This is a genomic window from Actinomadura bangladeshensis, assembly GCF_004348335.1.
In the GTDB taxonomy this organism is placed as follows: domain Bacteria; phylum Actinomycetota; class Actinomycetes; order Streptosporangiales; family Streptosporangiaceae; genus Spirillospora; species Spirillospora bangladeshensis.
Map to the genome: position 1 here is coordinate 1 of NZ_SMJW01000056.1, position 23,980 is coordinate 23,980.

The 23,980-nt window shown below is 70.5% G+C and carries 21 protein-coding genes; 12 read left to right on the forward strand and 9 right to left on the reverse strand.

All coding sequences use genetic code 11. The features are described from left to right. Together E1284_RS13620 and E1284_RS13625 are read right to left on the reverse strand one after the other, a co-directional pair. A partial coding sequence (locus E1284_RS13620; RefSeq protein WP_207923742.1) for a beta-ketoacyl synthase N-terminal-like domain-containing protein occupies positions 1–4,155 on the reverse strand: 4,155 nt, incomplete at its 3' end. 191 nt (positions 4,156–4,346) lie between these two features. Further along, complete coding sequence (locus E1284_RS13625; RefSeq protein ID WP_131939428.1) at positions 4,347–5,369, reverse strand: alpha/beta fold hydrolase; 1,023 nt, start codon at positions 5,367–5,369, stop codon at positions 4,347–4,349. 372 nt (positions 5,370–5,741) lie between these two features. On the opposite strand from E1284_RS13625, the gene E1284_RS13630 reads away from it, so the two are divergent. After that, positions 5,742–6,563: a hypothetical protein gene (locus E1284_RS13630; protein WP_131939429.1), complete on the forward strand. Its 822-nt coding sequence runs from the start codon at positions 5,742–5,744 to the stop codon at positions 6,561–6,563. Here E1284_RS13630 and E1284_RS13635 read toward each other — a convergent pair. Together E1284_RS13635 and glnII are read right to left on the reverse strand one after the other, a co-directional pair. Continuing rightward, a complete protein-coding gene (locus E1284_RS13635; RefSeq protein ID WP_131939430.1) occupies positions 6,544–7,173 on the reverse strand; it encodes a hypothetical protein in 630 nt (209 codons plus the stop codon). The two genes, E1284_RS13630 and E1284_RS13635, sit on opposite strands and share 20 nt — an antisense overlap. Positions 7,174–7,338: 165 nt before the next feature. Next, positions 7,339–8,352: a glutamine synthetase GlnII gene (gene glnII, locus E1284_RS13640; protein ID WP_131939431.1), complete on the reverse strand. Its 1,014-nt coding sequence runs from the start codon at positions 8,350–8,352 to the stop codon at positions 7,339–7,341. Between the two features lie 493 nt (positions 8,353–8,845). Here glnII and E1284_RS13645 point away from each other — a divergent pair, with 493 nt between their 5' ends. Further along, a complete protein-coding gene (locus E1284_RS13645) occupies positions 8,846–9,916 on the forward strand; it encodes a right-handed parallel beta-helix repeat-containing protein (RefSeq protein WP_131939432.1) in 1,071 nt (356 codons plus the stop codon). A gap of 70 nt (positions 9,917–9,986) precedes the next feature. Here the strand turns inward: E1284_RS13645 and E1284_RS13650 are convergent, their stop codons facing one another. Beyond that, on the reverse strand, positions 9,987–10,982 hold the full coding sequence (locus tag E1284_RS13650) for an ArsR/SmtB family transcription factor (RefSeq protein ID WP_131939433.1): 996 nt from the start codon (positions 10,980–10,982) through the stop codon (positions 9,987–9,989). Between the two features lie 74 nt (positions 10,983–11,056). Here E1284_RS13650 and E1284_RS13655 point away from each other — a divergent pair, with 74 nt between their 5' ends. After that, entirely contained in the window at positions 11,057–12,442 is a 1,386-nt protein-coding gene (locus E1284_RS13655) for an alpha/beta hydrolase family protein (protein WP_131939434.1), read from the forward strand. 73 nt (positions 12,443–12,515) lie between these two features. On the opposite strand, the gene E1284_RS13660 is transcribed toward E1284_RS13655, so the two are convergent. Continuing rightward, positions 12,516–12,869, reverse strand: coding sequence for a hypothetical protein (locus E1284_RS13660; RefSeq protein WP_131939435.1), 354 nt, complete (start codon positions 12,867–12,869; stop codon positions 12,516–12,518). Positions 12,870–13,049: 180 nt separating this feature from the next. Here E1284_RS13660 and E1284_RS13665 point away from each other — a divergent pair, with 180 nt between their 5' ends. After that, a complete protein-coding gene (locus E1284_RS13665) occupies positions 13,050–13,736 on the forward strand; it encodes a DUF899 domain-containing protein (protein ID WP_131939436.1) in 687 nt (228 codons plus the stop codon). Between the two features lie 177 nt (positions 13,737–13,913). Beyond that, positions 13,914–14,318 (forward strand): Imm10 family immunity protein, encoded by a 405-nt coding sequence (locus tag E1284_RS13670; RefSeq protein ID WP_165965252.1) that lies wholly within the window; start codon positions 13,914–13,916, stop codon positions 14,316–14,318. Positions 14,319–15,013: 695 nt separating this feature from the next. Here the strand turns inward: E1284_RS13670 and E1284_RS13675 are convergent. Next, positions 15,014–15,208 (reverse strand): DUF397 domain-containing protein, encoded by a 195-nt coding sequence (locus E1284_RS13675; RefSeq protein WP_131939438.1) that lies wholly within the window; start codon positions 15,206–15,208, stop codon positions 15,014–15,016. After that, a complete protein-coding gene (locus tag E1284_RS13680) occupies positions 15,205–16,020 on the reverse strand; it encodes a helix-turn-helix domain-containing protein (RefSeq protein WP_131939439.1) in 816 nt (271 codons plus the stop codon). The genes E1284_RS13675 and E1284_RS13680 overlap by 4 nt, the downstream gene beginning before the upstream one ends. 158 nt (positions 16,021–16,178) lie before the next feature. Between E1284_RS13680 and E1284_RS13685 the strand changes: the two genes are divergently transcribed. From E1284_RS13685 to E1284_RS13705, 5 genes are all read left to right on the forward strand, one after another. After that, a complete protein-coding gene (locus tag E1284_RS13685) occupies positions 16,179–16,550 on the forward strand; it encodes an ATP-binding protein (RefSeq protein ID WP_131939440.1) in 372 nt (123 codons plus the stop codon). 69 nt (positions 16,551–16,619) lie between these two features. Beyond that, the gene (locus E1284_RS13690; protein WP_131939441.1) at positions 16,620–16,925 is read left to right on the forward strand and encodes a hypothetical protein; all 306 of its coding nucleotides are present in this window, start codon (positions 16,620–16,622) and stop codon (positions 16,923–16,925) included. Positions 16,926–17,248: 323 nt separating this feature from the next. Further along, positions 17,249–18,331: a hypothetical protein gene (locus E1284_RS13695; RefSeq protein ID WP_131939442.1), complete on the forward strand. Its 1,083-nt coding sequence runs from the start codon at positions 17,249–17,251 to the stop codon at positions 18,329–18,331. A 1,024-nt stretch (positions 18,332–19,355) separates the two neighbouring features. Next, positions 19,356–20,468, forward strand: coding sequence for a YaaC family protein (locus E1284_RS13700; protein WP_131939443.1), 1,113 nt, complete (start codon positions 19,356–19,358; stop codon positions 20,466–20,468). 45 nt (positions 20,469–20,513) lie between these two features. Beyond that, positions 20,514–21,173 carry an HAD family hydrolase gene (locus tag E1284_RS13705; RefSeq protein ID WP_131939444.1) on the forward strand — a complete coding sequence of 220 codons (660 nt, stop codon included), beginning with the start codon at positions 20,514–20,516 and terminating at the stop codon, positions 21,171–21,173. Here the strand turns inward: E1284_RS13705 and E1284_RS13710 are convergent. Continuing rightward, entirely contained in the window at positions 21,154–22,431 is a 1,278-nt protein-coding gene (locus tag E1284_RS13710) for an NsdA family TPR-like regulatory protein (protein WP_131939445.1), read from the reverse strand. The two genes, E1284_RS13705 and E1284_RS13710, sit on opposite strands and share 20 nt — an antisense overlap. Before the next feature lie 461 nt (positions 22,432–22,892). On the opposite strand from E1284_RS13710, the gene E1284_RS13715 reads away from it, so the two are divergent. Together E1284_RS13715 and E1284_RS13720 are read left to right on the forward strand one after the other, a co-directional pair. Continuing rightward, positions 22,893–23,324: a hypothetical protein gene (locus tag E1284_RS13715; RefSeq protein ID WP_131939446.1), complete on the forward strand. Its 432-nt coding sequence runs from the start codon at positions 22,893–22,895 to the stop codon at positions 23,322–23,324. Positions 23,325–23,535: 211 nt separating this feature from the next. After that, on the forward strand, positions 23,536–23,964 hold the full coding sequence (locus E1284_RS13720; protein WP_131939447.1) for a nucleoside/nucleotide kinase family protein: 429 nt from the start codon (positions 23,536–23,538) through the stop codon (positions 23,962–23,964). The last annotated feature ends 16 nt before the right edge of the window (positions 23,965–23,980 follow it).

The following is a 23,980-nucleotide window of genomic DNA, read 5'->3' on the forward strand; positions in this document are numbered from 1 at the left end:
GAAGAGACAGGGGGCGTCGTGCCGCTCCTCCGCCACGGCGGTCGCGGCGGGCGGCTCGTCCCGGGCGGCCGGGGCGGGGCCGCCGGACAGGGCCGTGGTCCGCACGTGGGCACTGGGCCGGGCCGGGCGCGGGACGCTGGGGCGCGGCGGTTCCGCCGGCGGCTCATCGGGCGGCTCCTCGCGGGCGTCCGGCACGGGCGGTTCCTCGCGGGCGTCCGGCACGGGGGCCGTCAGATGCCGCAGGACGACCTCGCACTGCGCCGCGATGATCTCCCGGCTCGTGCGCAGGTACTCCAGCACGGCGGCGTCGGCCGGGCGGCGGACGTCCGCGACGCGTTCGGGCGGGCGGAGGGCTCCCGCCGGGTAGCCGCCGTCGGCGGTGCGGACGGACCGGCCGTCGACGAGCCAGCCGGGCGCGGCGGGCGGCGCCGTGATCGGGCGTGCGCCGCGCCCGGCGAAGAGGGGCACCGGGTCGACCGGGACCCCGGCGGCGGCCAGCGCGGCGAGCGCGCCCAGCAGCGCCACCAGGCCGTTCTCGCCGGGAGCGGCGCAGGCGACGGCGGTGTGCGGGCGGTCGCCGAGGGTCGCGCCGACCAGGTCGGTGAGGACGCGCCCGGGGCCGGCCTCCACGAACGTCCGGGCGCCCGCGCGGTACATCTCCTCGATCTGCTCGGCGGCGTCGACGGGCGCGGCCGGGGCCGCGGCCAGGTCGGACGGGTCGGTCTCGTAGGGGCGGGCGGTCGTGCTCGCCCAGACGGGGAAGGCGGGCGAGCGGAGGTCGTGGCCGAGCAGGTCGGCGCGGGACGGGACCGCCCCGGTGCGGGCCGCGCCGATCTCGATCATGTCGGTGTCGTCGATGGCCCCGGCGGCGCAGAGCGCGGCGAGTTCGCCGTGGCCGCGGCCGGCGGCGAGGTCCGGGTGGACGCCGACGGCGGTGAGCAGCCGGTGGACGGCCAGTCCCGCGACGCCGGCGCCCGCGCACCGCCCGCCGGCCAGGCGCAGGAGGCGCTGGAGCCGGGGAAAGGCGACGAAGAGGTCGGCGGGCATGCCGCCGGGCCGCCCGTCCTCACCCGGAAGGCCGTCCGGGAAGAGGAAGGCGACCTGGCCCGGTTCGCCCGCCGCGACGAAGATCCCCGGTTCCGGGCGGAACCGGGCGGCGAGCGCGAGCTTCTCGCGGAGATCGTCCAGGCCGGACGCCGTGAACGCCGCCTGGACCGGGCCCTCGAGCGAGGCGGCGGTCCGGGCGAGGTCGCGCAGCCGGGGCCGCCCGTCCAGCAGGTGCGCCAGCCGGTCGATCGCGGCGCGTGCGGCGTCCGGGTCGTCCGCGCGGATCAGGAACAGCTCCGCGGGCCACTCGGCCAGCCCCGACACCGGTTCCGGGGCGCCCTCGTAGCCGGCGAGGACGGCGTGGAAGCGCCTGCCGCAGGATCCCGGCCCGCTCACCCCGGCGAACCGCTCGCCGGGGCGGGCCGCCCACGGGCGGGCGCCGCCGGAGTCCGGCGTCCCGGGGAGCACGCCCGTGTGCAGCGCGCACGCGGTCGTGACGAGGCCGGTGAGGCCGTCCGTCTCGGCCAGTCCGATGGACGGCGGCGCGACGCCCGCACGCTCGTGGGCGCGTTCCAGGGCGAGCCGGCCGCCGGCCCCGGCGACCGATTTGACCACCCCGTAGATCCGGTCGCCGTCGCGCTCGGCGTCCGCGAGGCGCTTCAGGACCACGCACGCGACGCCCTCCCCGGACGCGGGTGCCACCTGGTCATGGACGCGGTCGCGCAGGTAGGCGCCCCCGCACAGCACCATGGCGCTGGAACCCGCCACGAGGTCGTTGCAGGCGGCGTCGAGGGCGGCGAGCGGCGTGCCGCCGACCGCGCAGGCCGTGCCGCCGAGGCCGAGCCGGTCGGCGACGCGCCCGGCGACCGCGCCGGTGCCGACGCCGTCGAGGGAGTCCCCGGCAGGGCGCGGGAGCTGCTCGTCCAGTCCGGGCGGGAGTTCGCCCAGGTAGGACGGGAGCGTCGCGCGGAGGGCGTAGGCGGTGCCGAGATCCCCGCCGCCCTCGGCGGCGAAGAACACCGAGGTCCGGGACCGGTCGAACGGGCGGTCGCCGTAACCGGCGTCCCGCAGGGCACGGGACGCGGTCTCCAGCGAGAGGAGGTGGATCGGGGCGATGCCGCCGATCTCGTCGGCCGGGATGCCGTAGGCGTCCGCGTCGAACGGGACGCTCGGCATGGGACCGCCGCGGGAGCGGCCCCCGACGATGTTCGCCCAGTGGCCGTCGGCATCGGGGGCGTCGGGGGCGACGCAGCCCACGCCGATGATCGCGACATCGACCGGGCGCGCGGTGTCGCGCACGTCCTCGGCCGTCCCGATGCCCAGCTCCGCGGCCCGCGCCGCGAGGAACGCGGTCGCACCGGAGGTGACCTGCTCGTGCAGGGCGGCGATCCCGGTCGTGGCCGACCGCAGCGCCGCCGCCTGCCCCATCGCGTACAGGCCCTCGGAGCGCTGCCGGACGGGATCGACCGGCGTGCCGAGCCGCAGGCCCCGGCTCGCGAGGTGCAGGCGGCCGAGGTTCAGCTTCTCCAGCCGCCGCCGCACCTCCGGCTCCGGCGTGCCGGCCTGCTCCAGTTCGCGGCGGGTCTGCTCGAACGTCTCGGTGTACGGGGTGCGGGCGCACCTGACCGCCTGCCCGGAAGCCGTCTCCAGCAGGACCGTCCCCGTGCAGGAGAGCGCCACGTCCTGGTAGGCGGGGACGATCGCACCCGCCGCGACCGCCTCGGGCGTGAACAAATACGCGGTGCCCATCAGCACGCGGACGTCGGCGCCGCGCTCGGCCAGCGGCCCGGCGAGCGCGGCGACCATCGCGGCGGACCGCGCGTCGTGGACGCCGCCCGCGAACATCACCGACAGCTCGCGGGGGTCGCCGCCGAACGCCGTGAGCCGCTCGACCTGCGCGTCCCAGAGCGGGAAGCCCGGGTACGGCCCGGCGGGCCCGCCGCACTCGCTCCCCGCGAAGACGAACTTCCGCGCGCCCTCGCCGAGGAACCGCCCGAGCGGCTCCGGGGACGCGACGTGCAGGTACGCGCTGATCCCGGCGTCTTCGAGCGCGGCCGCCTCCGCCGGGCCGCCGCCGGCGATGATCGCGTACGGGGGCCGGGCGTCGCGGACGGCGGCGAGCTGCTCCGCCCGCAGCTCCGGCGGCGCGCCGCCGGCGATCCCGGCGCCCCAGGGCCGGTCGCCGAGCCGGTCGGCGGTCTCCCGCAGCAGCGCCCGCACCCGGCCGCCGTCCAGCGGGCCGAGCGCCAGGAACGGCAGGCCGCCGTCCTGCGCGACCGCGCCCGCGAACGCCGACACGTCGCTGATCTGCGCCATCGGCCCCTGCACGGCGACCGGGCCGGTGCGCGGCGCCAGCGGCTCGGCGCGGACGGCGGCGCGCAGGTGCAGCACGGTCTGCTCGCGGACGGCCTGGACCACTCCCCCGGCCGTCTTGTACCGGCCCGCGAGCACCACGCCCGGCCGGCCCGGCCACTCCGGGCCCGGCCCGCTCGGCTCCGCCTCGCGCACGAACGCGAGCTGCTCGTCCAGGACGATCCCGGCCGCGCCGCCCGCGACGGCGGCGGCGGCCGTGTGCGGGCCGATGCCGCCCGCCGCGTAGACGGGGGCCTCCGCTTCGGCCAGCAGCATCTGGAGCAGGACGAACGTGGTGGGGTCTGCGGGCCGCCCGCCGCTCCGCGCGATGATCCCCACCTCGTCGGTGAGGCCGCGCCCGATCCGGACGGCGTCCGCGGCCTCCGCCGAATCCGCGACCTCGATCAGCAGCCGGCGGCCGCGGGCGAACCCGGCGATGCCGAGCCAGTCGTCGGAGTGCAGCGCGGCGGCGTCCACGACGACGGTGCGGGCCGCGGGCGGGATCTCGGCGGCGCGGACCCGGCATCCGGGCGGGACGCGGACGCCGAACGGGCCCGCCCACCAGCGGCGCACGTCGGCGAGCGCGGCGAGCACGGGCGCGCGGTCGGCGCCGAGGCCGAGGATCCCGGTCCCGCCCGCGCGCGCGACGGCCACGGTGAGATGGGGCACCGGACGGCCGGACGGGGCGCCCCCGATGATCTCCACGGGGGCCCGCTCGCCCCGGGCCGTGCCGTATCCGCCCGTGTCCGCCGTCATGCTGGGCCCCCCGACGTCCCGTGCGCCAACAACGGTGCGCCACACTACGGTCGGCGACATGCCGATTACCGAGACGACACACCTGCGGGCGTGTTGCTGGCGCGTCCGCAAAGGAGATTGGAACGTCCTTTGGCGTGCGGAAGACCTGCGGCGGCCCGGTCAGGGGGTCGGAGGGTCGGAGGGCCGGAGGGTCAGAGCGTGGAGGCGGCGGCGCGCTGCGCGCGGATCCCGTGCCTGACGATGCCCTCGTCGAGCCACCGGTCGAGGTGCCGCCACGTGGTGGACCTGGCCTCGCGCCCGGTCAGCACGCCGAGATGGCCGCCGGAGGCGATCTCGAACCGCACCTGCGGCGCCCCGCCCAGCAGGCGGACCAGCGGCCGGACGGCCCGGACCGGCGCGAAAAGGTCGCCGCGGCCCGCGATCGCCAGCACCGGCACGCCGATCCGGCCGAGATCCACCGTGCGGCCGCCGATCTCCACGCCGCCGCGCAGCAGCCCGCCGCCGTCCAGAATGGACCGGTAGAGACGCCGGGCGGCGTCTCCCGGATGGGCGATCGTCATATTCCGGAAATGATCCATCGCCTCGATATGCGCGAGGAAATCGGCGTCGTCGAGGTGGGCGAGCACCGCCCAGGGGCGGAGGAGGTACCGGTCCAGGCCGGCCGGGAGAACGGCCCGGTTCACCGGCGCTGCCGCGAGCCGCGCCGCCGCCCCGTCCACCGGCGCGCCGATCGCCGCGACCGACGCGATCGGCAGCCCCGGGTCGTCGGCGGCGGCCAGCAGCGCGAGGACGCCGCCGAGGCACCAGCCGACGAGCTGGACGGGCTGGCCGCCCGCGTCCCGGCTGACCGCCCGGATCGCGCCCGGCAGCACGTCCCCGACCCAGCGGCGCACGCCGGGGCCGGGGCCGCCGTCCAGGTCGGGGCCGCGGTCGAGCAGGTAGCTGCGGCGCCCGGCGCGGACGACGTGCTCGGCGAGGCTGCAGCCGCGGCGCAGGTCGTAGCAGCGCGCGGGCGCGTCCGGCGGCGGGACGAACAGCACCGGCGGCCCGGCCGGGACCAGCCCCTCCGGCGGCCGGTAGCGGCGCACCGACCGGCCCGGCCCCTCCTCGACCGTCTCCGCCGGCATCGGGCGCAGATCGGCGATCCGGCCGGACCGGGCCAGCCGCAGGGCATTGGACGTCGCGTCGCGCAGACCTCGCGGGGAAAGGATCATTTCGTCATTGTCCGTCCACATTCGCCGATTACGGCGGGGGCGCATTGACCAAAGGCGGCCGCCGCCGTTCAGGCCATTCATACACTGGTCGCCGCCGCGCGGAAATCACGCGCCTGTGAAACCTGCGTGAATTCGGCTTGACAGCGCGGGCCGGAAGTGGCATTGAGAGAATCTCACGCGGGCGGCCACCTGGCGCATAATGGCGATCACAGTCCGTGTGCGACCGGAGGCGGCCCGGACCCCGTGCGGGCCGCCCCCGCGCCCGTCCGTTACCGTCCCTCCTTGTCATGCCTTGTCATGCCCGCGCCGGTTCGACGGCGGCAACGGGGGGACGGGTGAGGAGGAACGCTGACGGACCAGGCGGAGGTGGCGATGCCGGATCCTCTACTGACGGAGGTCGGCTGGACGGGGTCCGAGTTGCGGCTGGCCGGCCGGTTCGAGCCGGGCGCCGCCGTCCCCGAGATCGAACTGCTGCTGCACGAGCAGACCGGGGGCGCGCAACTGCGCGTGCCCGTCGCAGCGGATACCAGCGACGGCGCCGTCGTCTTCGAGGCACGGGTGGACGTCGCGTCCGCCATGGGCGGGCGGCCGCTGCCCGGCGGGCTGTGGGACGTCGACCTCGCGGTCGGCGCGCCGCCGGCCCGCGCCGTCGTCCCGCTGGGGCACGTCCCGGGCCTGGACGCCGCGCCGCAGCGCCGGTTCCTGCCCGGATCGGTCACCGTCATCGCCTACTTCGCCACCGACGGCACCTTCAAGATCGACGTCGGCGGCCGCCCGCACTCCGCCGGCACCACCCGCGCCGACGCGACGAGCTGGAACGGCGCGCGCGCCGAGATCCTCGTCGCCGGGCACCTCGACCTGCGGGAGATCAGCATGCCGATCTCGGGGACGCTGCTGCTGTCCCAGCACCGCTCCGACCGCACGTTCGAGGTCATCGCCATGCTGGAGGAGCGTCCCGGCCGGCTCTGCTACACCGCCGCCGTCCCGGTGACGCGGGCGTTCATCGACGATCCGCTGCCGCGCGGGACGTGGGAGGTGTCGCTGTGCCTCGGCTTCTCCGGGATGCACCGCGAACTGCGGCTGCTCGCCGCCGACGAGCCGGTGGACGTGCAGGTGTGGCGGCGGCTGCGGCACATGCGGGTGAGGTCCTCGGCCGCGCCGGACCCGCTGACGATCACCGTCGGGCGCGCCTGAAGGGCCCGTCCCACGGGAACGGGCGGGAGGCCCCCACCACCGCCGACAGCAGCACGACCACGCCCGTCCCGCCCGCGAGGTTGATCCCGGACGTCGCGAGCGCCGCGTCGAACGGGCCGTGCATCGTCAGCGGCAGCACCGTCAGGACGAAGACGGCGACGGCGCCGATGCAGGCGAACGCCCGCACCGGGCGCGCCGCCGTCGACAGGAGCAGGTGCATCAGCGCGGTCGCCTGGATCGTCGCCGCCGTCGCGCACAGCGCGTAGCTCGTCGCGGCCGAGACGTCGGAGGCGTGCCCGCCCGCGAACACCGGGACCTCCACGCCGAACATCGTGCGCAGGGCCATCACCGCGGCGAACGCGAGGCCGCCGCCGACCAGGGACGCGGAGATCCCCGTCCACCACAGGGGGCGCAGCGGCGGGCCGGACTCGGCGGTGATCTCCTCGTGCAGCGCGACGAAGTCCTCGTAGCGCTTCGGCGGCGCCTCCACCGGGCGGCGCCGGGCCGTGGAGGGACACCGGAACGACCGTTCCCAGGGCCGTGGCGCAGGACGGCCGGCGTGCCTGCCGGGCAGGCCGCCGGGGTACCGCCCGGATGGCGAGTCGGGCATGTTCCCTCCCCCGGGTGCGAACGTAGAGGTGCTTACCCGGCACCGATGGGGGGAACTCGCCCAAGCTCGACAATTTGCAGTTGCTTGGCCACGCCTCCGGAACGGCGACGGCGCCCCTCGCGAGAGCGCGGGGCGCCGTGCCGCCGGATGGGGACCGGCCGGAGGTCAGACCTGGCCGGCCTTCTCCAGCGCGGCGCAGCAGGTGCCGGTGATCAGCCGGGTCACCACGTACGGGTCGATGTTGGCGTTCGGGCGGCGGTCCTCGATGTAGCCCTTCTTGTCCACCTCGACCTGCCACGGGATGCGCACCGACGCGCCGCGGTCGGACACGCCGTAGCTGAACGTGCTCCACGCGGCCGTCTCGTGCATCCCGGTGAGCCGCCGCTCGATGTCGGCGCCGTAGTTCGCGACGTGCTCGTCCGCCTTCTCGGCGAGCGCCTCGCACGCCGTGATGATCGGGTCGTAGCCCTCGCGCATGGCCTTGGTGGAGAAGTTGGTGTGCGCGCCCGCGCCGTTCCAGTCGCCCTCCACCGGCTTCGGGTCGAGGGTCGCGGAGACGTCGAAGTCCTCGGCGATGCGGTAGAGCAGCCAGCGCGCGACCCACATGTGGTCGGCGACCTCGATCGGGCCGGCCGGGCCGATCTGGAACTCCCACTGCCCCGGCATGACCTCCGCGTTGATCCCGGAGATCTTCAGGCCGGCGTCCAGGCAGGCGTCCATGTGCCGCTCGACGATGTCGCGGCCGAACACCTCGTCCGAACCGACGCCGCAGTAGTAGAAGCCCTGCGGGGCCGGGTAGCCGCGCTCGGGGAAGCCGAGCGGGCGGCCGTCCTTGAAGAACGTGTACTCCTGCTCGATCCCGTACCAGGAGTCCTGGTCGGCGTACTGCTCGGCGATCGGGCGCAGCTTCGCGCGCTCGTTGGTCTCGTGGGGCGTCCCGTCCGTGAGGTAGACCTCGCAGAGGACGAGCTTGTGGTCGCCGCCCCGGATCGGGTCGGGGCAGGAGAACACGGGCTTCAGCACGCAGTCCGAGTGGTCGCCGGGCGCCTGGTTGGTGCTCGACCCGTCGAAGCCCCAGTCCGGCAGATCGGCCCCGTCGGCGAGGATCCTCGTCTTCGACCGCAGGCGCGCGGTCGGCTCGGTGCCGTCGATCCAGATGTACTCGGCCTTGTAGCTCAACGTCGGTCCTCTCGTCTCTGCCTGGCCTCACGGGTTCGGCCTTACAGAACGTGCCAACCGGCCATTTCACACCTGTTGCCCGTTTGTGAACGGCATGTAACACGCAATGTGACCTGCGGAGACCTTCGTCACAATGGTCACGCTGTGTGACATCTCGTCCGGTTCCGCGGGCTCTGCCCGGCTGCGCGGGCCCGGGCCGGCGGCGGCCGGCTCGCGGCGGCGCGGCGCGGCCGGAGGAGCGCTCGCGCCATCGGTGCCCTGAATGCACTTCTCGGACCGAGCCGATAACCGCTCCCACCAATGCTTCGCCTTATCCGGGCACTTTCGACGGTTTTCGCATGGAGAACCGGACGATGATTGCCGCAAACTCCCCCGACTATTTACTTCGCCGGCATCCGCGGATTACGCCGCCACCTTCAAGATGATCGAGGAAAGACGTCGCGGCGCGTGCCGCGGCATGTTCTGACCCAAAGAACAGAACGGGGGAAAAGGGATGAGGCGGACTTTCTCGGCCTCGCTGAGCACGGTCGTCGTGCTGGCGGGGCTCGCCGCCCTGGCACCGGCGAGCCAGGCGGCGGCGCACGGCCCGAAGGGAGGGCGCATCCATGTCGTGCCGCCCGGCCACTCCATCCAGGCGGCCGTCGACCGCGCCCGGCCGGGCGACACCATCCGGCTCAAGAAGGGCTACTACAAGGGCGGCGTCCTCGTCCGCAAGCGCCTCACGATCCGGGGCGAGGGCAACGAGACCATCCTGCGCCCGGGCCGCCGCGACAACTGCGCGAGGGCCAAGGCGCCCGGCATGGGCATCTGCGTGATCGGCTCGGCCAGGCACCCGGTCAGGGGCGTCACGATCCGGAACCTGTCCGTCCAGCATTTCAAGGGCAACGGCGTGCACGGCATGTACACCGACCGCCTCACGGTGATGGCCGTCCTCGCCAAGAAGAACGGTGAGTACGGCATCGCGGAATTCCGCTCCACCCGCGGCCGGTTCGTCTGGAACTGGACCCTCGAGAACGACGAGGACGCCGGCCTGTACGTCGGCGACACCGCGAACGCCCGCGGCACCGAGGTCGCCTGGAACCACTCCTACGGCAACACGCTGGGCGTCCTCGTCCGGCACGCCCACCACGTCCGGGTCCACGACAACGAGATCGCCGGCAACTGCACCGGCGTCGCCCTGGTCGACGACGGCCAGCCGGGCAGCGAGGGCCACAACCTGGTCTGGAAGAACAAGATCATCAAGAACAACCGGTCGTGCGAGGCCCACGAGCCCGTCCCGGCGCTCAACGGCACCGGCGTCCTGCTCGCCGGCGGCGAGCACAACACGATCGCGAAGAACGTCGTGCTGGGCAACCGGGGCGGGCTGCCCTACTCCGGCGGCATCGTCCTGGTCCCGGGCCTGGCCTCGGCGCACCGACCCGGCCGTCCCGCCCGCTACAACCTGATCGACGCCAACGTCGTCCGGCGCAACGCGCCGTTCGACCTGGTCGACAGGAGCGGCAGCAAGACCAACCGCTTCCGCCACAACGCCTGCCGCACCTCGAACCCGCGCGGCCTCTGCTGACCCGACACACCGGACAGGAAGACCCCGTTTCCGCATCGGCGACGGGGTCTTCCCGTCCGCGCGCCGGAGGTCATCCGGACGGTCCGCACGGCTGCCCGCCCGGCCCTGAGGGAGGGCTCTCACCGCGCAGCAGCAGGCGCTCCCCGAGCGGGGTCAGCGCATGGTGCACGGTCTTGCCGCGGCGCTCGCTGCTGATGAGCCCGGCGCCGCGCAGGGCGGAGACGTGCTGCGACGCGGACGCCGCGCTGACCCCGAGCCGGGCCGCCAGCGCGCCGGTCGTGAGTTCGCCGTCGGCGACCGACCGGAGCGCGGCCGCGCGCGTCCGGCCGAACACCCGCGGCAGGGCGGCGTCGCTCGTCCCGCTGAACGTCCGGGACGCGGGCAGCACGACGGTCGCCGGGGAGTCGCCGCCGATCAGCACGCGCGGCCCCGCCACGAACGGCGAGGGCATGATCGCGAGCCCGCGCCCCTGGAGCCGGACGTCGCCGTCGCGCAGCGTCTCGATCTCCAGGACCGGCGGCGTCCAGCGGACGGCCGGATGCATGCCCCCCAGCAGGCCGCCGACCCCGCTGCCGGCCATCGTCCCGGCGAGACCGGCCGCCTCGGCGCGAAGGTGGGCGCTCAGCTCGGGCCACACGTCCGCCAGCGCGATCCGGTGGAAGTCGCGGAGCCCGCGGACCAGCGCCCGCATCGTCTCCCCGTCCCCCGAGACGAGCCGCGGCAGCCACGAGGCCGGCGACCGCGCGCCGTGCGACCGCTCGAGTTCGGCCCGGATCCGCCGGACGGGCGTCGAGGCGACCGTGTCGAGTTCCGAGTCGAGCCCCGGGACCCTCGTGTACGGAGTCAGGAAGTCGGGCAGCCAGCGTCCGGGCGGCACGAGATCGAGCAGCAGGCGGGACGGGCCGGTGAGCTTCGCGCGCGTCCGCGCCCGCCATGCGCCCGGGACCGGCTCGGGCCCGGTCGCACGCAGGGCCTGGGCGCTCAGGACGGTCTGGGCGATCGGCGAGAGGCCGGGTGTGATGCGGATGCGCGCGAGGTCGTCATAGTCGAGCCAGAGCCGCAGCATGATCGGAATCTACGACATTTCAGCTATTTCCAAAATCATTGCGCCTCGCTCTGCTCCTCCTGGAAGGTGCGGCCATGAGCCGACTCCGCCCGCTCCGCCGCACCGTCCCGCTGATGCTGGTCGCCGCCATGGTCGCGGTCGCGCCGCCCGCTCGCGCCGATGCCCGTACGGACGTCCACCAGGGCGACATCGAGGGGGTCCCCTACCGCGTCGAGGTTCCGAGCAACTGGAACGGGACACTGCTTCTCTGGAGCCACGGCGCCTACAGCCTGGAGTTCCCTGCGCCCGCGGACATCTCCCTGACGAACCACCCGGCGACGAAGCAGTGGCTGCTCGACAACGGTTACGCGGTGGCGGCCTCCCAGTTCCGCGTGACGCAGGGCTGGGGCGTGGTGGAATCGGGTCTCAAGGACCAGATGGACCTCCTCGACTGGTTCACCGCCAACATCGGCAAGCCCCGCCGCACCATCTCCACGGGTGCCTCGGCCGGCGGCCTGGTCTCGGTTCTTCTGGCGGAGCGCAACCCCACCCGCTTTGCCGGCGTCGCGTCCCTCTGCGGGGTGCTCGGCGGCACGACGGGCCACTTCAACAGCGCCCTGGACGCGAACTACGCGATCAAGACGCTGCTCGCCCCGGGCCTCGACCTGGTGCGCGTCAAGGACCCGCAGGCGAACACCTCGAACGCCCGCCAAGCCCTCGGCGCCGCGCTGGGCACGGCGAGCGGGCGCGCCCGCCTGGCCCTCGCGAGCGCCCTCGCCGACATCCCCGCCCGGTACATCTCGCGGGCCCCCGCGCCTGGGACGGTCGCAGGCCAGGTTCAGCAGCAGTACTTCTACAACGCCTACGACCGGGGCGCGTTCTGGGGCCTCAACCGCACCGACATGGAGGGGCGCACGGGCGGCAACCCGTCCTGGAACACGGGCGTCGACTATAGGAGGCTCTTCGCCCGCTCCAGCCAGAAGGCTTTGGTCAAGCGCGCCTACGACGAAGCCGGCCTGAGCCTTCGCGCAGACCTCGCCCGCCTCAACGCGGCCCCGCGCATCAAGGCGGACCCGGCGGCCGTCCGCTACCTGGACCGCTACGGCACCCCCACGGGCCGTACCCCGTGGCCGGTGGTGACCCTCCACTCGACGGGGGACGGCAACGTACCGCCGGAGAACCAGCGCTGGTACGCGACCCAAGTGCGGAGAGCGGGCAACCCGGCGAACCTGAAGCAGCTTTACGTCGACCGCGGCAACCACTGCACGTTCACCGCGTCCGAAGAGATCACGGCCCTGCAGACCCTTCTCACCCGCATGAACACCCGCCACTGGCCCAGCACCCGGCCGGACGTCCTGAACAGCGCCGCCACCAAGTTCGCCCCCGACTACCAGACGGTGTTCGACCCGGACCCCGAGCCGGGCCTGCACCCGACGACCCCGTCCTTCACCCGGCACCACCCGGCCCGCTACCTCCGCTGACCAGGCCACGGGGGCATGACCCCCTGTCTCCGTCCTCGGATACAGGGGGTCCTAGCCGGCGTGGCCGTAGTCGTTAGGTGAGCTCGCAGAGCACCCCGCACAACGGGCAGAAGGCACGCTTGGCCGTCGAAGTGACCTCCACACGACAGTTACGGCAGCTTCCCTGCTCGTACAGCGCGGGCTCAGACCCAAAGCCCCCGTCGTAGTAGTCCCGATCCGGCCAGGCAACGACTTCAACAAGCGGCGCGGGCGAGTGCGAGTCATCGTCCGACAGGCGGAAGACCTCAGCGAGAACCAGCGTGCGGGTCGAGAGGTCGTCTCCTTCACCATGGGCGGGCAGCACACGGCGAAGCACGTCGACCAGTTCGGGGAGACTCAGGCGAAGCAACTCCCGAGCAAGCTGGTCGCGCTCGCCATCGGTGGTCACGCGAAGCAACCTACCGGCGCGGCCCCGCTCCCCGCTCCCCTCACCCCGCACCCGCAGCAGGGCGCTGAGCACCTGAACGTTAACGATCACTCACCACCCCATCGTCGCGGCGATGAGTTCGGCGAACGGCCATGGTCTACCTACAAGAACCACCAACCGGGACCACAGGAGGAGAACCCCATGACCGCCAAGGCACTACCGCCCGTCGTCGACGCCGAGACCTGGCAACACCGGCTGGACGAGCTGCGCGTCCGCGAAAAGGCCGCAACGCGGGAACTCGACGCGATCGCCGCCGAGCGCCGCCGCCTACCGATGGTCGAGATGCCCGACTACACCCTGGAAGGCGAGCAAGGACCGGTCAAGCTGGCCGACATCTTCGAGGGCAAGACCCAACTGATCGTCTACAACCACATGTGGTTCCCCGGCGAGACGTGGCAGTGCCCGGGCTGCACCGGCTTCACGTCCCAGTTCACACGCCTGGAGTTCCTGGACGCCTACGACGCTCGCTTCGTCATCGTCACCCAGGGCCCGATCGACGAGGCACTCGCCTACAAGCGCCGCGTCGGCAACAAGATGACCTGGTACTCCACCGCGAACAGCACGTTCGGCACCGACGTGGGCGCCCCGCCCGGCGGCGGCTTCGCCGTCAACGTCTTCCTACGCGACGGCGACACCGTCTACCGCACGTGGCACACCAACGGCCGAGGCACCGAACAACTCAGCCACTCTTTCGCCCTGATCGACGTACTCCCCTACGGTCGCCAGGAGGAATGGCAGGACTCCCCCGAAGGCTGGCCCCAGTCCCCCACCTACACCCGCTGGCCCGCCTCCGAACAAATCGCCGCCGCCTACGGCGAGCACACCTGAGCCGGACGGTTAGCAGAGCCCGGCACAGCCACACGCCCCCTGTAACGCCAGTGGCCGTCCCCCGGGCGCGGAGCCGGGCAACCACCACGGGCGCGCCCGCCTCCCAGAGCCGCAGTGCCACCGCCGGTGGCATAACAGCCACCCGGAATGTCAGTCACCGGGACTAGGCTGCCGCAAATGACCTTGAAATTTACGGCGAGGGTCGCTGCAACGGACGATGACAAGGAATCACTATGCGTCGGTGTAGCTGAACACGACGACGGTTCCGGCATGTTCCTGACGTTCATGTGCATGCTGTCCGAGCCGGACGAGCAGGACGTGATGCTGGGCATGGACACCTATTGCCTGGTCACCCCTGACCAAGGCACGGCCTACGGCGGCGTCAAGGAGATAGCCATCAGCGACGGTGTCCTGCGTGTAGTAGTCGCGGACGATGATCTAGAAGCACTGGGTCTGGATCACGCCGAGATCGAAGCGACCCTGGCCGTGGACGAGAAGTCCATCGAGCAACTACGCCAGAGTCTTCGGCGGGTCCTTACCTACGGACGCCTGGAGACACATCCAGTGATGGTCGGGGTCTGAGAGGACCGGCTGCGGCGGCGGCCCCCATGTGAGGCACCATGATGACCCCACGGGCAGCGCCGACCGGGGCCCCGGCAACACGTCCGAGACAGCGCCCCCGCCGGAGGTGTGCTCTGACGCATGTCTGACCTCAACGCTTCGGGGGGCCTGGCGCGGGGCTGAGGAGTAGCTCGACCGCCGCCGCCCCTTGGCCTCAACGCCGGGACGGTCGCCGTTCGGCAAGCGCGAGTCGAGTTGAACACCGGCGAACTGATCATCAGCCCGCCGAAGTCACGCACCGGCCCCCGCACCGTGGCACTCCCCCCATGCGGTCATCCCGGACCTGCGGCGGGCGAACTTCCGGCGCGCGACCAAGTGGGACGAGACCCTGACCAAGCTCGGCGTGCCCAACCTCCACTCGCACGACCGCGGCCACAGCGGGAACACGTTCCCGACCGAGCCCGGCGTGATGCTCCGCGACCTCATGGAGCGGATGGGCCACGACAGCCTGCGGGCCGCGATGATCTACCAGCACCGGACGGCGGGCGATACTGCCCTACCTGGGCGAGTAGCCAGCCGAACCGGCCCCTTCGCCTTGGCGAGCGGAGGGGCCCGATGCCGGACGCGTGGACGCGGAGTGTCGCGCCCACGGACATGAGTCGGTCCCGGCGCGCAACGAGCAGGCGCACGACCGAAAGTGAGGCCGGATGGTTCGGTCAGCGGACCGGGTGCCGCTTGACCTGCTCGATCAGACCGGCGAACTCCGCAGCGGACAAGGTGAGGTGGCCCCCGTCCGGGTCCTTGCTGTCCCGCACCCCGATCCCGGCCCCCGGCGCAAGTCGTCCCAGCTCAACGCACTGCTGGTCACTGATGCCACCGCTGTGACTGCTCTTCCGCCAGTGAACGATCATGAGTACTGCTCCAAGTACTGCTCGATGAGAGCGCGCGAGGCTCCCTCAGGAAGGGCCTTCGCGCCGATACGTTCGAACTTAGTCGAAAAGTCCCTAGCCTCGAGAGGGCTCTCGATCAAGCGGCCACCGTTCTGGGCACCGGCGTAGGCCACATCCCGGTCGGGCAAGCAGATGACCTGAAACGGCCCATCGAAGCCGTGGTGAGCGCCAGCCGCGGTGGGAACGATCCGCATGATGACGTTAGCCTGGCTCGCCATCTTGAGCAGGTACTCCAGTTGGCGCATCATGACCTCCGGGCCCCCGATGGGGCATGCCAGCACGCTTTCGTCGACGAGCATCCAGAGCATAGGTGCGTCCGACCGTTCCAGGATCAAACGCTGTCTCTCCACCCGCGTGGTGATCTCAGTTTCGATGTCCTTGGCCGTCTCCGTTTCGAGCATGGCCCGGATGTACGCCTCTGTCTGGAACGGACGAGGGATGGCCTTCCCGTGGTAGGTCTTGATCGCGGTGGACGTCTTCTCATACTCCATGCACTGGCGCGCCCAGTCCGGGTCGTGCGCCATTCGGGCAAACCAGAGGATTAGCTGAAAAAGTAGACCCGTCCCGTAGTGCTTATCGAGCAGCCGCATCTGATCCTCCTGCGGACGCCGCCTGCCCGCCTCCAAGTTGGAAACAGTCGAGCGTGCGATGGCCATGATCTCCCCACACTGAGCGAGCGACAGCCCGGCCTTCTCACGCATGTAACGCATGAAAAAGGCCAGGAAGTGCCACATCGAGATACGAGGGTCCAGGGGCTCGCGGACGGCGGGCATCGAGTCTCCTTGTTTTTCAACTTCCGGGGGTACACCTAGAAATTAGGCATCCGCGGTGATCCTTGTCACAGGAAATCGGAATCTCGGGCAAGGACAGGACGATGTCGATGACAGCGACCGCAGGGCAGGTTATGCCCCTTATGGGCATACCTTCCGCAGTGGGGCAAGCGCGCACATTCGCGGACGCACAGATCCGTAAATGGGACTACTCACACATTCTCGACAGCGCGCTTCTCATCGTCTCGGAACTCGTCACCAACGGGATCCGCCAGACGCCGGACGAGGAGATCCGTCTCCAACTCAGCCGGGACGCCTACGGGATCATCATCGCCGTCTGGGACGCCGACCACGAGTTGCCCAAGGCCAAGCCGTTGAAGGAACTCACCCTCGACGACCTCGATCTGTCGGCGGAGGCGTTCGACGACAACGGCGGCTGGGGCCTGCACATCGTCCAGGCCATGTCCGCCAAGTGCGGCGTCACCGCCGACCCGGCCGGCGGCAAGTGGATCTGGGCGCGCATGCACCCATAGCAGGCCCCGCGCCCGCCCCCATCCCCATCGGCAGTCCAGACACGCCCCTCGACGGGAGGCAGCATAAGAATGGCCACTGACCACCTGACGGCCATGAGCGGACGGCGCCCGTTCCTGACCGCTCTCGATGAGGCCGTCCGCAAGCACGGCGGAATGTCGTGCGGCATCGTCGCACGCAGCGGCACGCCCGTCCTCTACGTGATCAACACCGAGTCGCCTGGCAAGTTCACGGAGATCGGCGCCGACTTCATCGCCGGGACCTGGATGTTCACCTGGGCCCGCACCGGTGAAACGATCGGCGCGGCCAACTCCCCCACACAGACCGCCGAGACGATCGCCCGCGTCCTCGGGGCTCACCTCGGGACCCGTCCCTGATGGACAGCGAGTTCGCGGCGATAGCGCGACTACTGCTGATCTTCGGAACGGTCTGCTTGTTCTTCGGAGCCATGGCGGGTTACGTCCTAGGCCCTGGCCTGGTGTACCGGACCCGACGACTGTTCCGGAGGCTACGTCGATAAGCCAGATCACAGCCGCAGCCCTGAAGACCACCAAAGCGGCTGCCATGAGGCGACAACCCGCGTGGGGGGGGGCGGACCTGGAACTCGGCCCTCGGGTTCGGATCAAGCGGCACAACCGACCCCACCAAACAGGCGATTCAGGCCGGATGCACCGTCTGGCGGGTGTGAAAGCATGCGGCTGTGACGCCCGATGCCACCCGTGAGGGAGCCGCCCGGTTCGCCGCCCGTCTCCTGGCCACCGCCGCCGCTCCGCTCGACCCCGCCTCGGCGGACGGCCCACGGGTACTGCACTGGCCGGGGCGCAGGCTGCTGGTGCAGCGCGGGGACACCGAACTGGCTGTCCGCGACCTGAACGAGGCGGGGACGGAGGTCCGCTTTCCCGCGCCGTGGCCTCGCCGGTACGGCTCAGTGGCGGTCTCTCCCGCCGGTGACGTCGCCGTGTTCGCCGGCGTGCACGCCTTGCGGGCCGTGGATTCGACCGGCGCCGTGCTGTGGGAGATCCGCCACGGTTGCTGGTCTGCCGCCGTGTGCACGACGGCCCATGCCTCGTTCTCCGAGTACGCCGACGACTACCACCACGGCCACGCCGACAGTGGCTCGGCGGCCTTCTCCTCCGACGGCAAGGTCCTGTGGGCTCACGTCCGCAGCCACATAGGGCACGGCACCGAGGAGGAATGGCTGGTCCTAGACGCCGCCGACGGCTCGCTGCTGGCCCGGGTCGCGACGATGACCGTGGGATCGGGCTCCTTCCACTCTCCCCACCCCGACCCGGCGTACATGGGGCTGTCCATCGCGGAGGGCGAGGAGACTTCGCCCGTGCTGTGGGGACGCTGGGATGGTACGCAGCTCACCGTCCAGCGATTCATCGAGGAGGTCTTTCTCGCGGTGAGTCCGTCCGGGGAGCACTTCCTGACGACGGATACGGGGCAGTGGGCCCTCTATCTCCACCAGGCGGAAGACGGCATGGAACTACGGCAACTGAACGCCGAGGATGCCGTACCCCCTCCTTCGGGAGACGACCGTGCTCGCTGGGACTTCGAAGCGGCGTTCCCGTACGACGACATCGCCGTGGTCGGCACTGAGTACTACGCGGAGGTCCCCCGCCACTGGCTCATCGACCCACGCACAATGGCCCTGCGAGGATCAGTCGTCTACCCCTTCCCTGTAGCGGGGCCTCCGCTGTCGGCAGGAAAAGACGCCTGGTGCACGGTGTCCAAGGATCAGACCGCTCTCCATCTGTGGGACCTCCCGCACCGGGAATGAGCCAACAGCCCATCGGCGTTCAAAGCTGCTCGTCCCCCGAACGCTGGCTCGCGCCGAGACGGCTCTCCTCAACGCCGCCGAGCCTCTTCCCCATGCTCGGGTCCACGTCCTGCGATCTTCCGGCTGTCCTGGCGAAGCCAGACCTTTAGCACCACAGCACGAAAGGCCATGATCCGCGGCTGCAGATCATGGCCTTTTCGCAGGTGGGCGCGGACGGTTTCGAACCGCCGACTCCTCGCTTGTAAGGAGCCGCGATCATCATCCGGACGGCGCTCACCTGGGCCTTCGCAACCCGTCCAGGACGGCACACGCTCTCTGTCCACAGACCTAATGGCACGCTAATGGCACGGACGCGCGGCATGATCACGCAGGCTGATCAAGGTCCTGACCTGCCGAGCCCCACAGCTCCCGCGCTCCGATGTGGCACGCAAGTGGCACGGGGCCGTCCTCCGCGTGGCACGCACACCGCTCCCCGCCTGAGCTTCCCGTCTGCCGTCGTCCCGCGCTCCGCGCCGCCGGGCCAGGGACGGGGGGCCAAGGTGGAGCGCCCCACTGGACGAACGACCTTGGCCCCCCGTCCCTGGTCTGGTAGATCTCCGATCGGGACGACGGCAGACGGGAAGCTCAGGCACCCCCCAACCAACCAACAACCGTCACGGGACGGGCTGAGCTTCCCAGAGTCAGAGGCCCCCGCCGGAGGCAGAGAAGACCTCGGCCACGCGGTGGCCTGCAACCTGGCGGTGGCGCGGCCCCTGTGACCGCCGGCGGCTGCCGGACGGTGCGGCGGCGGCAGGATGCGCGGCCCGGCGCGGCCGTCCGGTGACCGGCGCCCACGCCGCACGCTCCGGGCGGCTTGGCGCGGGGCCGCGCAGCGGCCTGAGCGCCGCCGCCCCTTGATCCCAAACAGCCAGATTCGGCAAGCAAGTCATCAGCGTGACTGCTGTCCCAAACATCCCAATAGACAGCGGAGGGAGCATGGACGATAATCACAAATCCCGTACTCGCCCGAGGCCCGGAGTAGCTCATGAGCTCTAATCCCATTTGGAGAGATCTACGCGCGTTGCGCTCAGAGCCACCTAACTCTGTCTCCACAGATAGCAAGAAGAAGATCTTCTCTGCATCTTTGGAGCAGTCTGAGCAATATTTCCGGGCAGCAGAAGAGGTGGGATATGAAACCCGGCCAGTCCTCGCGTTTTATGGACTTTCGCAAATGGGGCGTGCGATAGCAGCTGCAACGCACCGCGATAGGCACTCTTCACCGAATGACTGGCAGCTTTCTGGACACGGAATACGAGTCCCTGGAATATCTCAACTAGCAAGCGGCATCGGCACACTAGTAGTGCGCGACCAAGGAAAAGGTTCTTTTACTCAACTGGCGCACTTGCTGAGATCGCCATCACTGACCAAAGGCACGACTCTTGCGAGTGTATGGAATTCCATTCCCGAGGCAAGTGGTCATAACCTCCCGGGCGGTGACGACCATCCGGCACTCTGGTTGAATGAAGGATCAGATAAGACGCGTAATGATTGGGGAGATTTCGGCCCGCCTAGTGTAATCATTCTAGATGGAGTTCCCGAAAACATACCATCTCTGGTCAAATTTATGGCCCGCTATCCTGCGATATGGCCACCAGATGGCATGCCTCAGTACCGACACGAGAGGCCCTTGCGGCACGGACCTCATGGCCAGGTATACATTAGTTCTCTGCATGAATACGTTCACGGCGGCTTCGTTACGATGCACGGATTCCCGTACCGCGGCAAACTGGTAGCGTTGCCAACGGTTTCCGATAACGACGCTGCCATGCATCCTATTCTTTCTTGGTGGGCAGTCCTCTTTGCCCTATCAATGCTGGCACGTTACGAGCCAGCCACATGGGCTGCCGCCATCAACGTAGATGGAAGCAGGGATGCTGTGCCGATTGAGAATTTGCTGGATGAGGTGACGTCAACCATCCCAAGTCTGGCTTTCGACGCAATTTGCGAATATTCCAAGTCGGATAATGACATACGCACTTCTCTTTTAGAGAAGGAGGAGAAATGCAGGCGGGATGGCGTAGTGATCTCCTGGAGAAAAGCACGCTCATCGATGGAACGCATTCTTCGAAAGGATTCACGTGGGAAGATTGCGGACTAGGTGATACGGCACCTGCAACACGGAACGTCTCGTAGTATTGACGACATGATTCGCGCTGTGGTGTTTGATGTTGGTGAGTGTCTCGTTGACGAGTCTCGGGAGTATGGGACGTGGGCTGACTGGTTGGGGGTGCCTCGGCATACGTTCTCGGCGATGTTCGGGGCGGTGATCGCTCGGGGGTTGGACTACCGGGAGACGTTCCAGGTGTTCGCGCCGGGGTTTGATCTGACGCAGCAGCGGCAGGAGCGGGCCGAGGTGGGGCGGCCTGAGACGTTCGGGGAGGAGGACTTGTACCCGGATGCGCGTCCGACGCTGGCCAAGCTGCGGGGTGATGGGCTGTGGGTCGGGATCGCGGGGAATCAGACGGTGCGGGCCGGCGGTATCCTGCGGTCGCTGGATCTGCCTTCCGACATGATCGCGACGTCGGATGACTGGGGTGTGTCCAAGCCTGATCCGGGGTTCTTCCGGTGTGTGGTGGATGCTGCGCCGTGTGATGCGGGCGAGGTGCTGTATGTGGGTGACCGGTTGGACAACGACATCATGCCCGCGGCTGCGGTGGGGTTGCGAACGGCGTTGATCCGGCGGGGGCCGTGGGGGATCGTTCAGCAGGACGACCCGGAAGCCGACCGCGTTCCGACGATGCGGATTGATTCGCTGGCCGAGCTTCCGGGCCGTATCGCTGAGTTCAACGCTGGAGCGCGCTGAGGGTCGTTTGCCATCCGTACAGGCGGTCGTCCAGGCGGCGGACGCATTCGGTGTCAGCCCACGGCTGGAGGGCACGGCGGACGGTGTGCACGCGGTCCATGCCGGTGGCGTACCAAGTGACGGCGAGTTGGTCTAGGGCCTGCTCGGCATAGGAGCATGCGGCTTCGGGGTCGCGCTGAGCGACCTCGACAGCGGCCAGGTCCCCGAGGATGACGGCGCGCTGTTTGGCATTGGTGTCGCCGATCGCCTCTAGGACGCCCAGGAGTGTGGCCTTGGCCTGCGCGGGCTGCCCAGCCTTGAGCTGGGTGTCGCCCTTGAAAGAAGCAAGGCTGATCGGTGAGAACCAGTTGAACCAGTCGGGGGCCGGCTGTCCAGTGCTTTCGGAGAGCAGGTGTTCGGCGTGGTTGATGAGTCGGAGGGCCTCGCTGGGGTGTCCGCAACGGGTTTCACACTCGGCCTCGACAGCGTCCAGCCAGGCCAGGAACCCGGCGGGGGCGGTGCCGCGTCGGGCGTAGGTGCGGGCGGCCCGCATGCGTTCGGCGGCCTCGTCGCGGCGGCCGTCCCATCCGGGGATGAACGCGGCGTGCGCCAGGATCGCCGCGCCCAACAGCGGATCGTTGGCTTCGCCGGCGGCCTGGAGGGCGCGGACGTAGGAGGCGTCGGCGTCGTCGGGCTGGCGTAGGTCGAAGAACTCGATGCGGCCCACCAAGAGCAGGGACTCGGCGAGCGCGGTGGCCAGGATCGTGCGCGGGACACCGGTCGTCTCGGCCAGGAGCTGCGTGCCGAGTTTGGTGTGCTCGACCACGGTCGGGTGGAGCTGGGCGGGCTGCACGGAGAAGTAGAGGCGACGCAACGCGCCGTTGATGGCGGAGAAGTCGGCCCCGACCGTGGGCGGTTGGACGGCGGCGTTGGCTTTGGGGAGTGGGAGTGCGGCGCCGGTCCCTGGGGCGGGGACGGTGGAGGCGCTGGGGTTGGGCCGCGCGGGCGCTGATGCGTCCGAGGTCTCCCACGGCGGGGTGAAGCCGAGTTCCTCGACGGGCAGTTGCAGCACGTGGACCAAAAGGCGCTGGTGGTCGGCGCGCGGCCACGGCGGGGATGCGGACTCCCAACGTCGGATCTGGCGGGCGCTGATCTGCATGTTCCCCAAGCCCAGCAGTGGAGCGGCTGCCGTCATGGCGTCGGCTAGTGCCTGCTGGGATGCGTACCCGGCATGTTGCCGGGCTGCTTTGAGACGGGTGTTTCCTGCTGGGCGCGGCATCCTCGTTCCCTTCGCTGCGAGTCCTCTTCGGGTCCGACTTTAGCGCTCATAGAGGCACTGAGCGGACTCTGTGACTCGTCTAACGCGCTGTAGCGTCCTTATTACGTCCTCTAAGAGACCTATAGACGGCCTTCTTTAGGACACTCCCCGGCGGGAGTGTTGGCCTATGCGAGACGAGCAAGCGGGCAACGAGTGCGGGCACTGCGGCGGTCGTGGGTGGAAGTTCGCTCACGCTCGGCGGGCGGTGCTGGTCGGGGCGCCGGGTGGTTCCGGGCCGGAGGTTGAGCGGGTGCCGTGTCGCTGGTGTGCGCCGTCGCGTGAGGCGCGTGCGGCGTAGTTCGTCCAAGCTGCGGGGCCGGTGGGGTGTCGTAGTGGCTCTGTTCGGGGTGGTGGGTCGTCCCTGTGGCCGCTCGTTCCTGCCGGTCCCGCTCTCTTGTCCTCGGGAGTGGTGCCTTGTGGGTGTGTCGGTGTGGTCTCGGGCTGCTGGTGGCGCGTGGCGTCCGGCGGCGTTGGGTCTGGTCGCGGAGTTGGAGCGGCTCGGGCTGGTGGCCGAGGTGCGGGGGTCGGGTCTGGTGCGGGTGCACAATCCCGCTGGTGGACCTGACCCGGATGACCCGCAGGGGCAGGCGTTCGCGCCGGGGCTGGGGCAGGAGGTGGTGTGCCGTCGTCGGGACGGGGTGCTCTGGTGGGATTGGGTGTGGCCGGGGCCGTCGTGTACGTCTCCGCCGGAGTTGGAGCCGTTGTGCCCGGTCGCCGATGTCGTCACGGCGGTGACCCGGATCGCGCGGGTCGTCGCGGTGCCCTTCGTCGGCTCGCCGGCCTCGCCGTCTCCCGCGTCGTCCGGCTCGTCCGGCTCGTTCGGCTCGTTCGGCTCATCGGGTGGGTGCGGGTGATGGGGGTGTCGTGGGTGTCGGCGTCGGACGAGACGAGTCGGCGACCGATCGCGGCGCAGATTGAGCGCGAGTTCTCCGGGGTGGTGGCCTGGTACGGGAACGCCACGGGCGCCTGGTGGGCGATGGTCCGGGTTCATCGTGATGCGTGCTTGGTGGAGGCGAGGAGTCCGCGGGAGTTGCGGGAGGCGATCGTGAACGCGCGGGGGTGGCCGTGGCCGAGGTGAACCCCGGTGACGGTCACAGGGTCGGGCACTCGGGCATCGGACCTGAGTGCCCGGTCTGGTGTCTGGGGGTGCGGACGGTCGGGGATCTGCTCGGCCTGCTGGTGGAGGCGGGGCGGATTTCGGGACTGCACGCGTCGTTCGCCGACGCGGTGTCCGGGGCTCCGCATGAGCATGAGCGGGTGACGCTGGGATGTCCGGTGGAGTGCCTGGGGTTGTCGGCTCATGTGCTGGGCGCGCTGCGCAACGATCGCGGCCGGACGGCGACGGTCGGGGACGTGCTCAGGTTGCTGCGCTCGCGTGAACTGGCTGAGGTGCGTCACATGGGGCCGCGGCGGGTCGGCGAGGTTCGGACGGCTTTGGTGGCGGCCGGTTTCCCGGTACCGCCTGACGGATGTGATGGGGGCTACGGCCGGTAGCCGGGTTCGCTCGTCC

Bases quoted from the DNA above. Each gene is read 5' to 3' on its own strand.
- E1284_RS13635 (WP_131939430.1), bottom strand. From the start codon at position 7,173: ATGCCCGACTCGCCATCCGGGCGGTACCCCGGCGGCCTGCCCGGCAGG.
- E1284_RS13710 (WP_131939445.1), bottom strand. From the start codon at position 22,431: ATGCCGCGCCCAGCAGGAAACACCCGTCTCAAAGCAGCCCGGCAACAT.
- E1284_RS13665 (WP_131939436.1), top strand. From the start codon at position 13,050: ATGACCGCCAAGGCACTACCGCCCGTCGTCGACGCCGAGACCTGGCAA.
- E1284_RS13655 (WP_131939434.1), top strand. From the start codon at position 11,057: ATGAGCCGACTCCGCCCGCTCCGCCGCACCGTCCCGCTGATGCTGGTC.
- E1284_RS13650 (WP_131939433.1), bottom strand. From the start codon at position 10,982: ATGCTGCGGCTCTGGCTCGACTATGACGACCTCGCGCGCATCCGCATC.
- E1284_RS13700 (WP_131939443.1), top strand. From the start codon at position 19,356: ATGAGCTCTAATCCCATTTGGAGAGATCTACGCGCGTTGCGCTCAGAG.
- E1284_RS13670 (WP_165965252.1), top strand. From the start codon at position 13,914: ATGACCTTGAAATTTACGGCGAGGGTCGCTGCAACGGACGATGACAAG.
- E1284_RS13705 (WP_131939444.1), top strand. From the start codon at position 20,514: ATGATTCGCGCTGTGGTGTTTGATGTTGGTGAGTGTCTCGTTGACGAG.
- E1284_RS13625 (WP_131939428.1), bottom strand. From the start codon at position 5,369: ATGATCCTTTCCCCGCGAGGTCTGCGCGACGCGACGTCCAATGCCCTG.
- E1284_RS13675 (WP_131939438.1), bottom strand. From the start codon at position 15,208: ATGATCGTTCACTGGCGGAAGAGCAGTCACAGCGGTGGCATCAGTGAC.
- E1284_RS13690 (WP_131939441.1), top strand. From the start codon at position 16,620: ATGGCCACTGACCACCTGACGGCCATGAGCGGACGGCGCCCGTTCCTG.
- E1284_RS13680 (WP_131939439.1), bottom strand. From the start codon at position 16,020: ATGCCCGCCGTCCGCGAGCCCCTGGACCCTCGTATCTCGATGTGGCAC.
- E1284_RS13630 (WP_131939429.1), top strand. From the start codon at position 5,742: ATGCCGGATCCTCTACTGACGGAGGTCGGCTGGACGGGGTCCGAGTTG.
- E1284_RS13645 (WP_131939432.1), top strand. From the start codon at position 8,846: ATGAGGCGGACTTTCTCGGCCTCGCTGAGCACGGTCGTCGTGCTGGCG.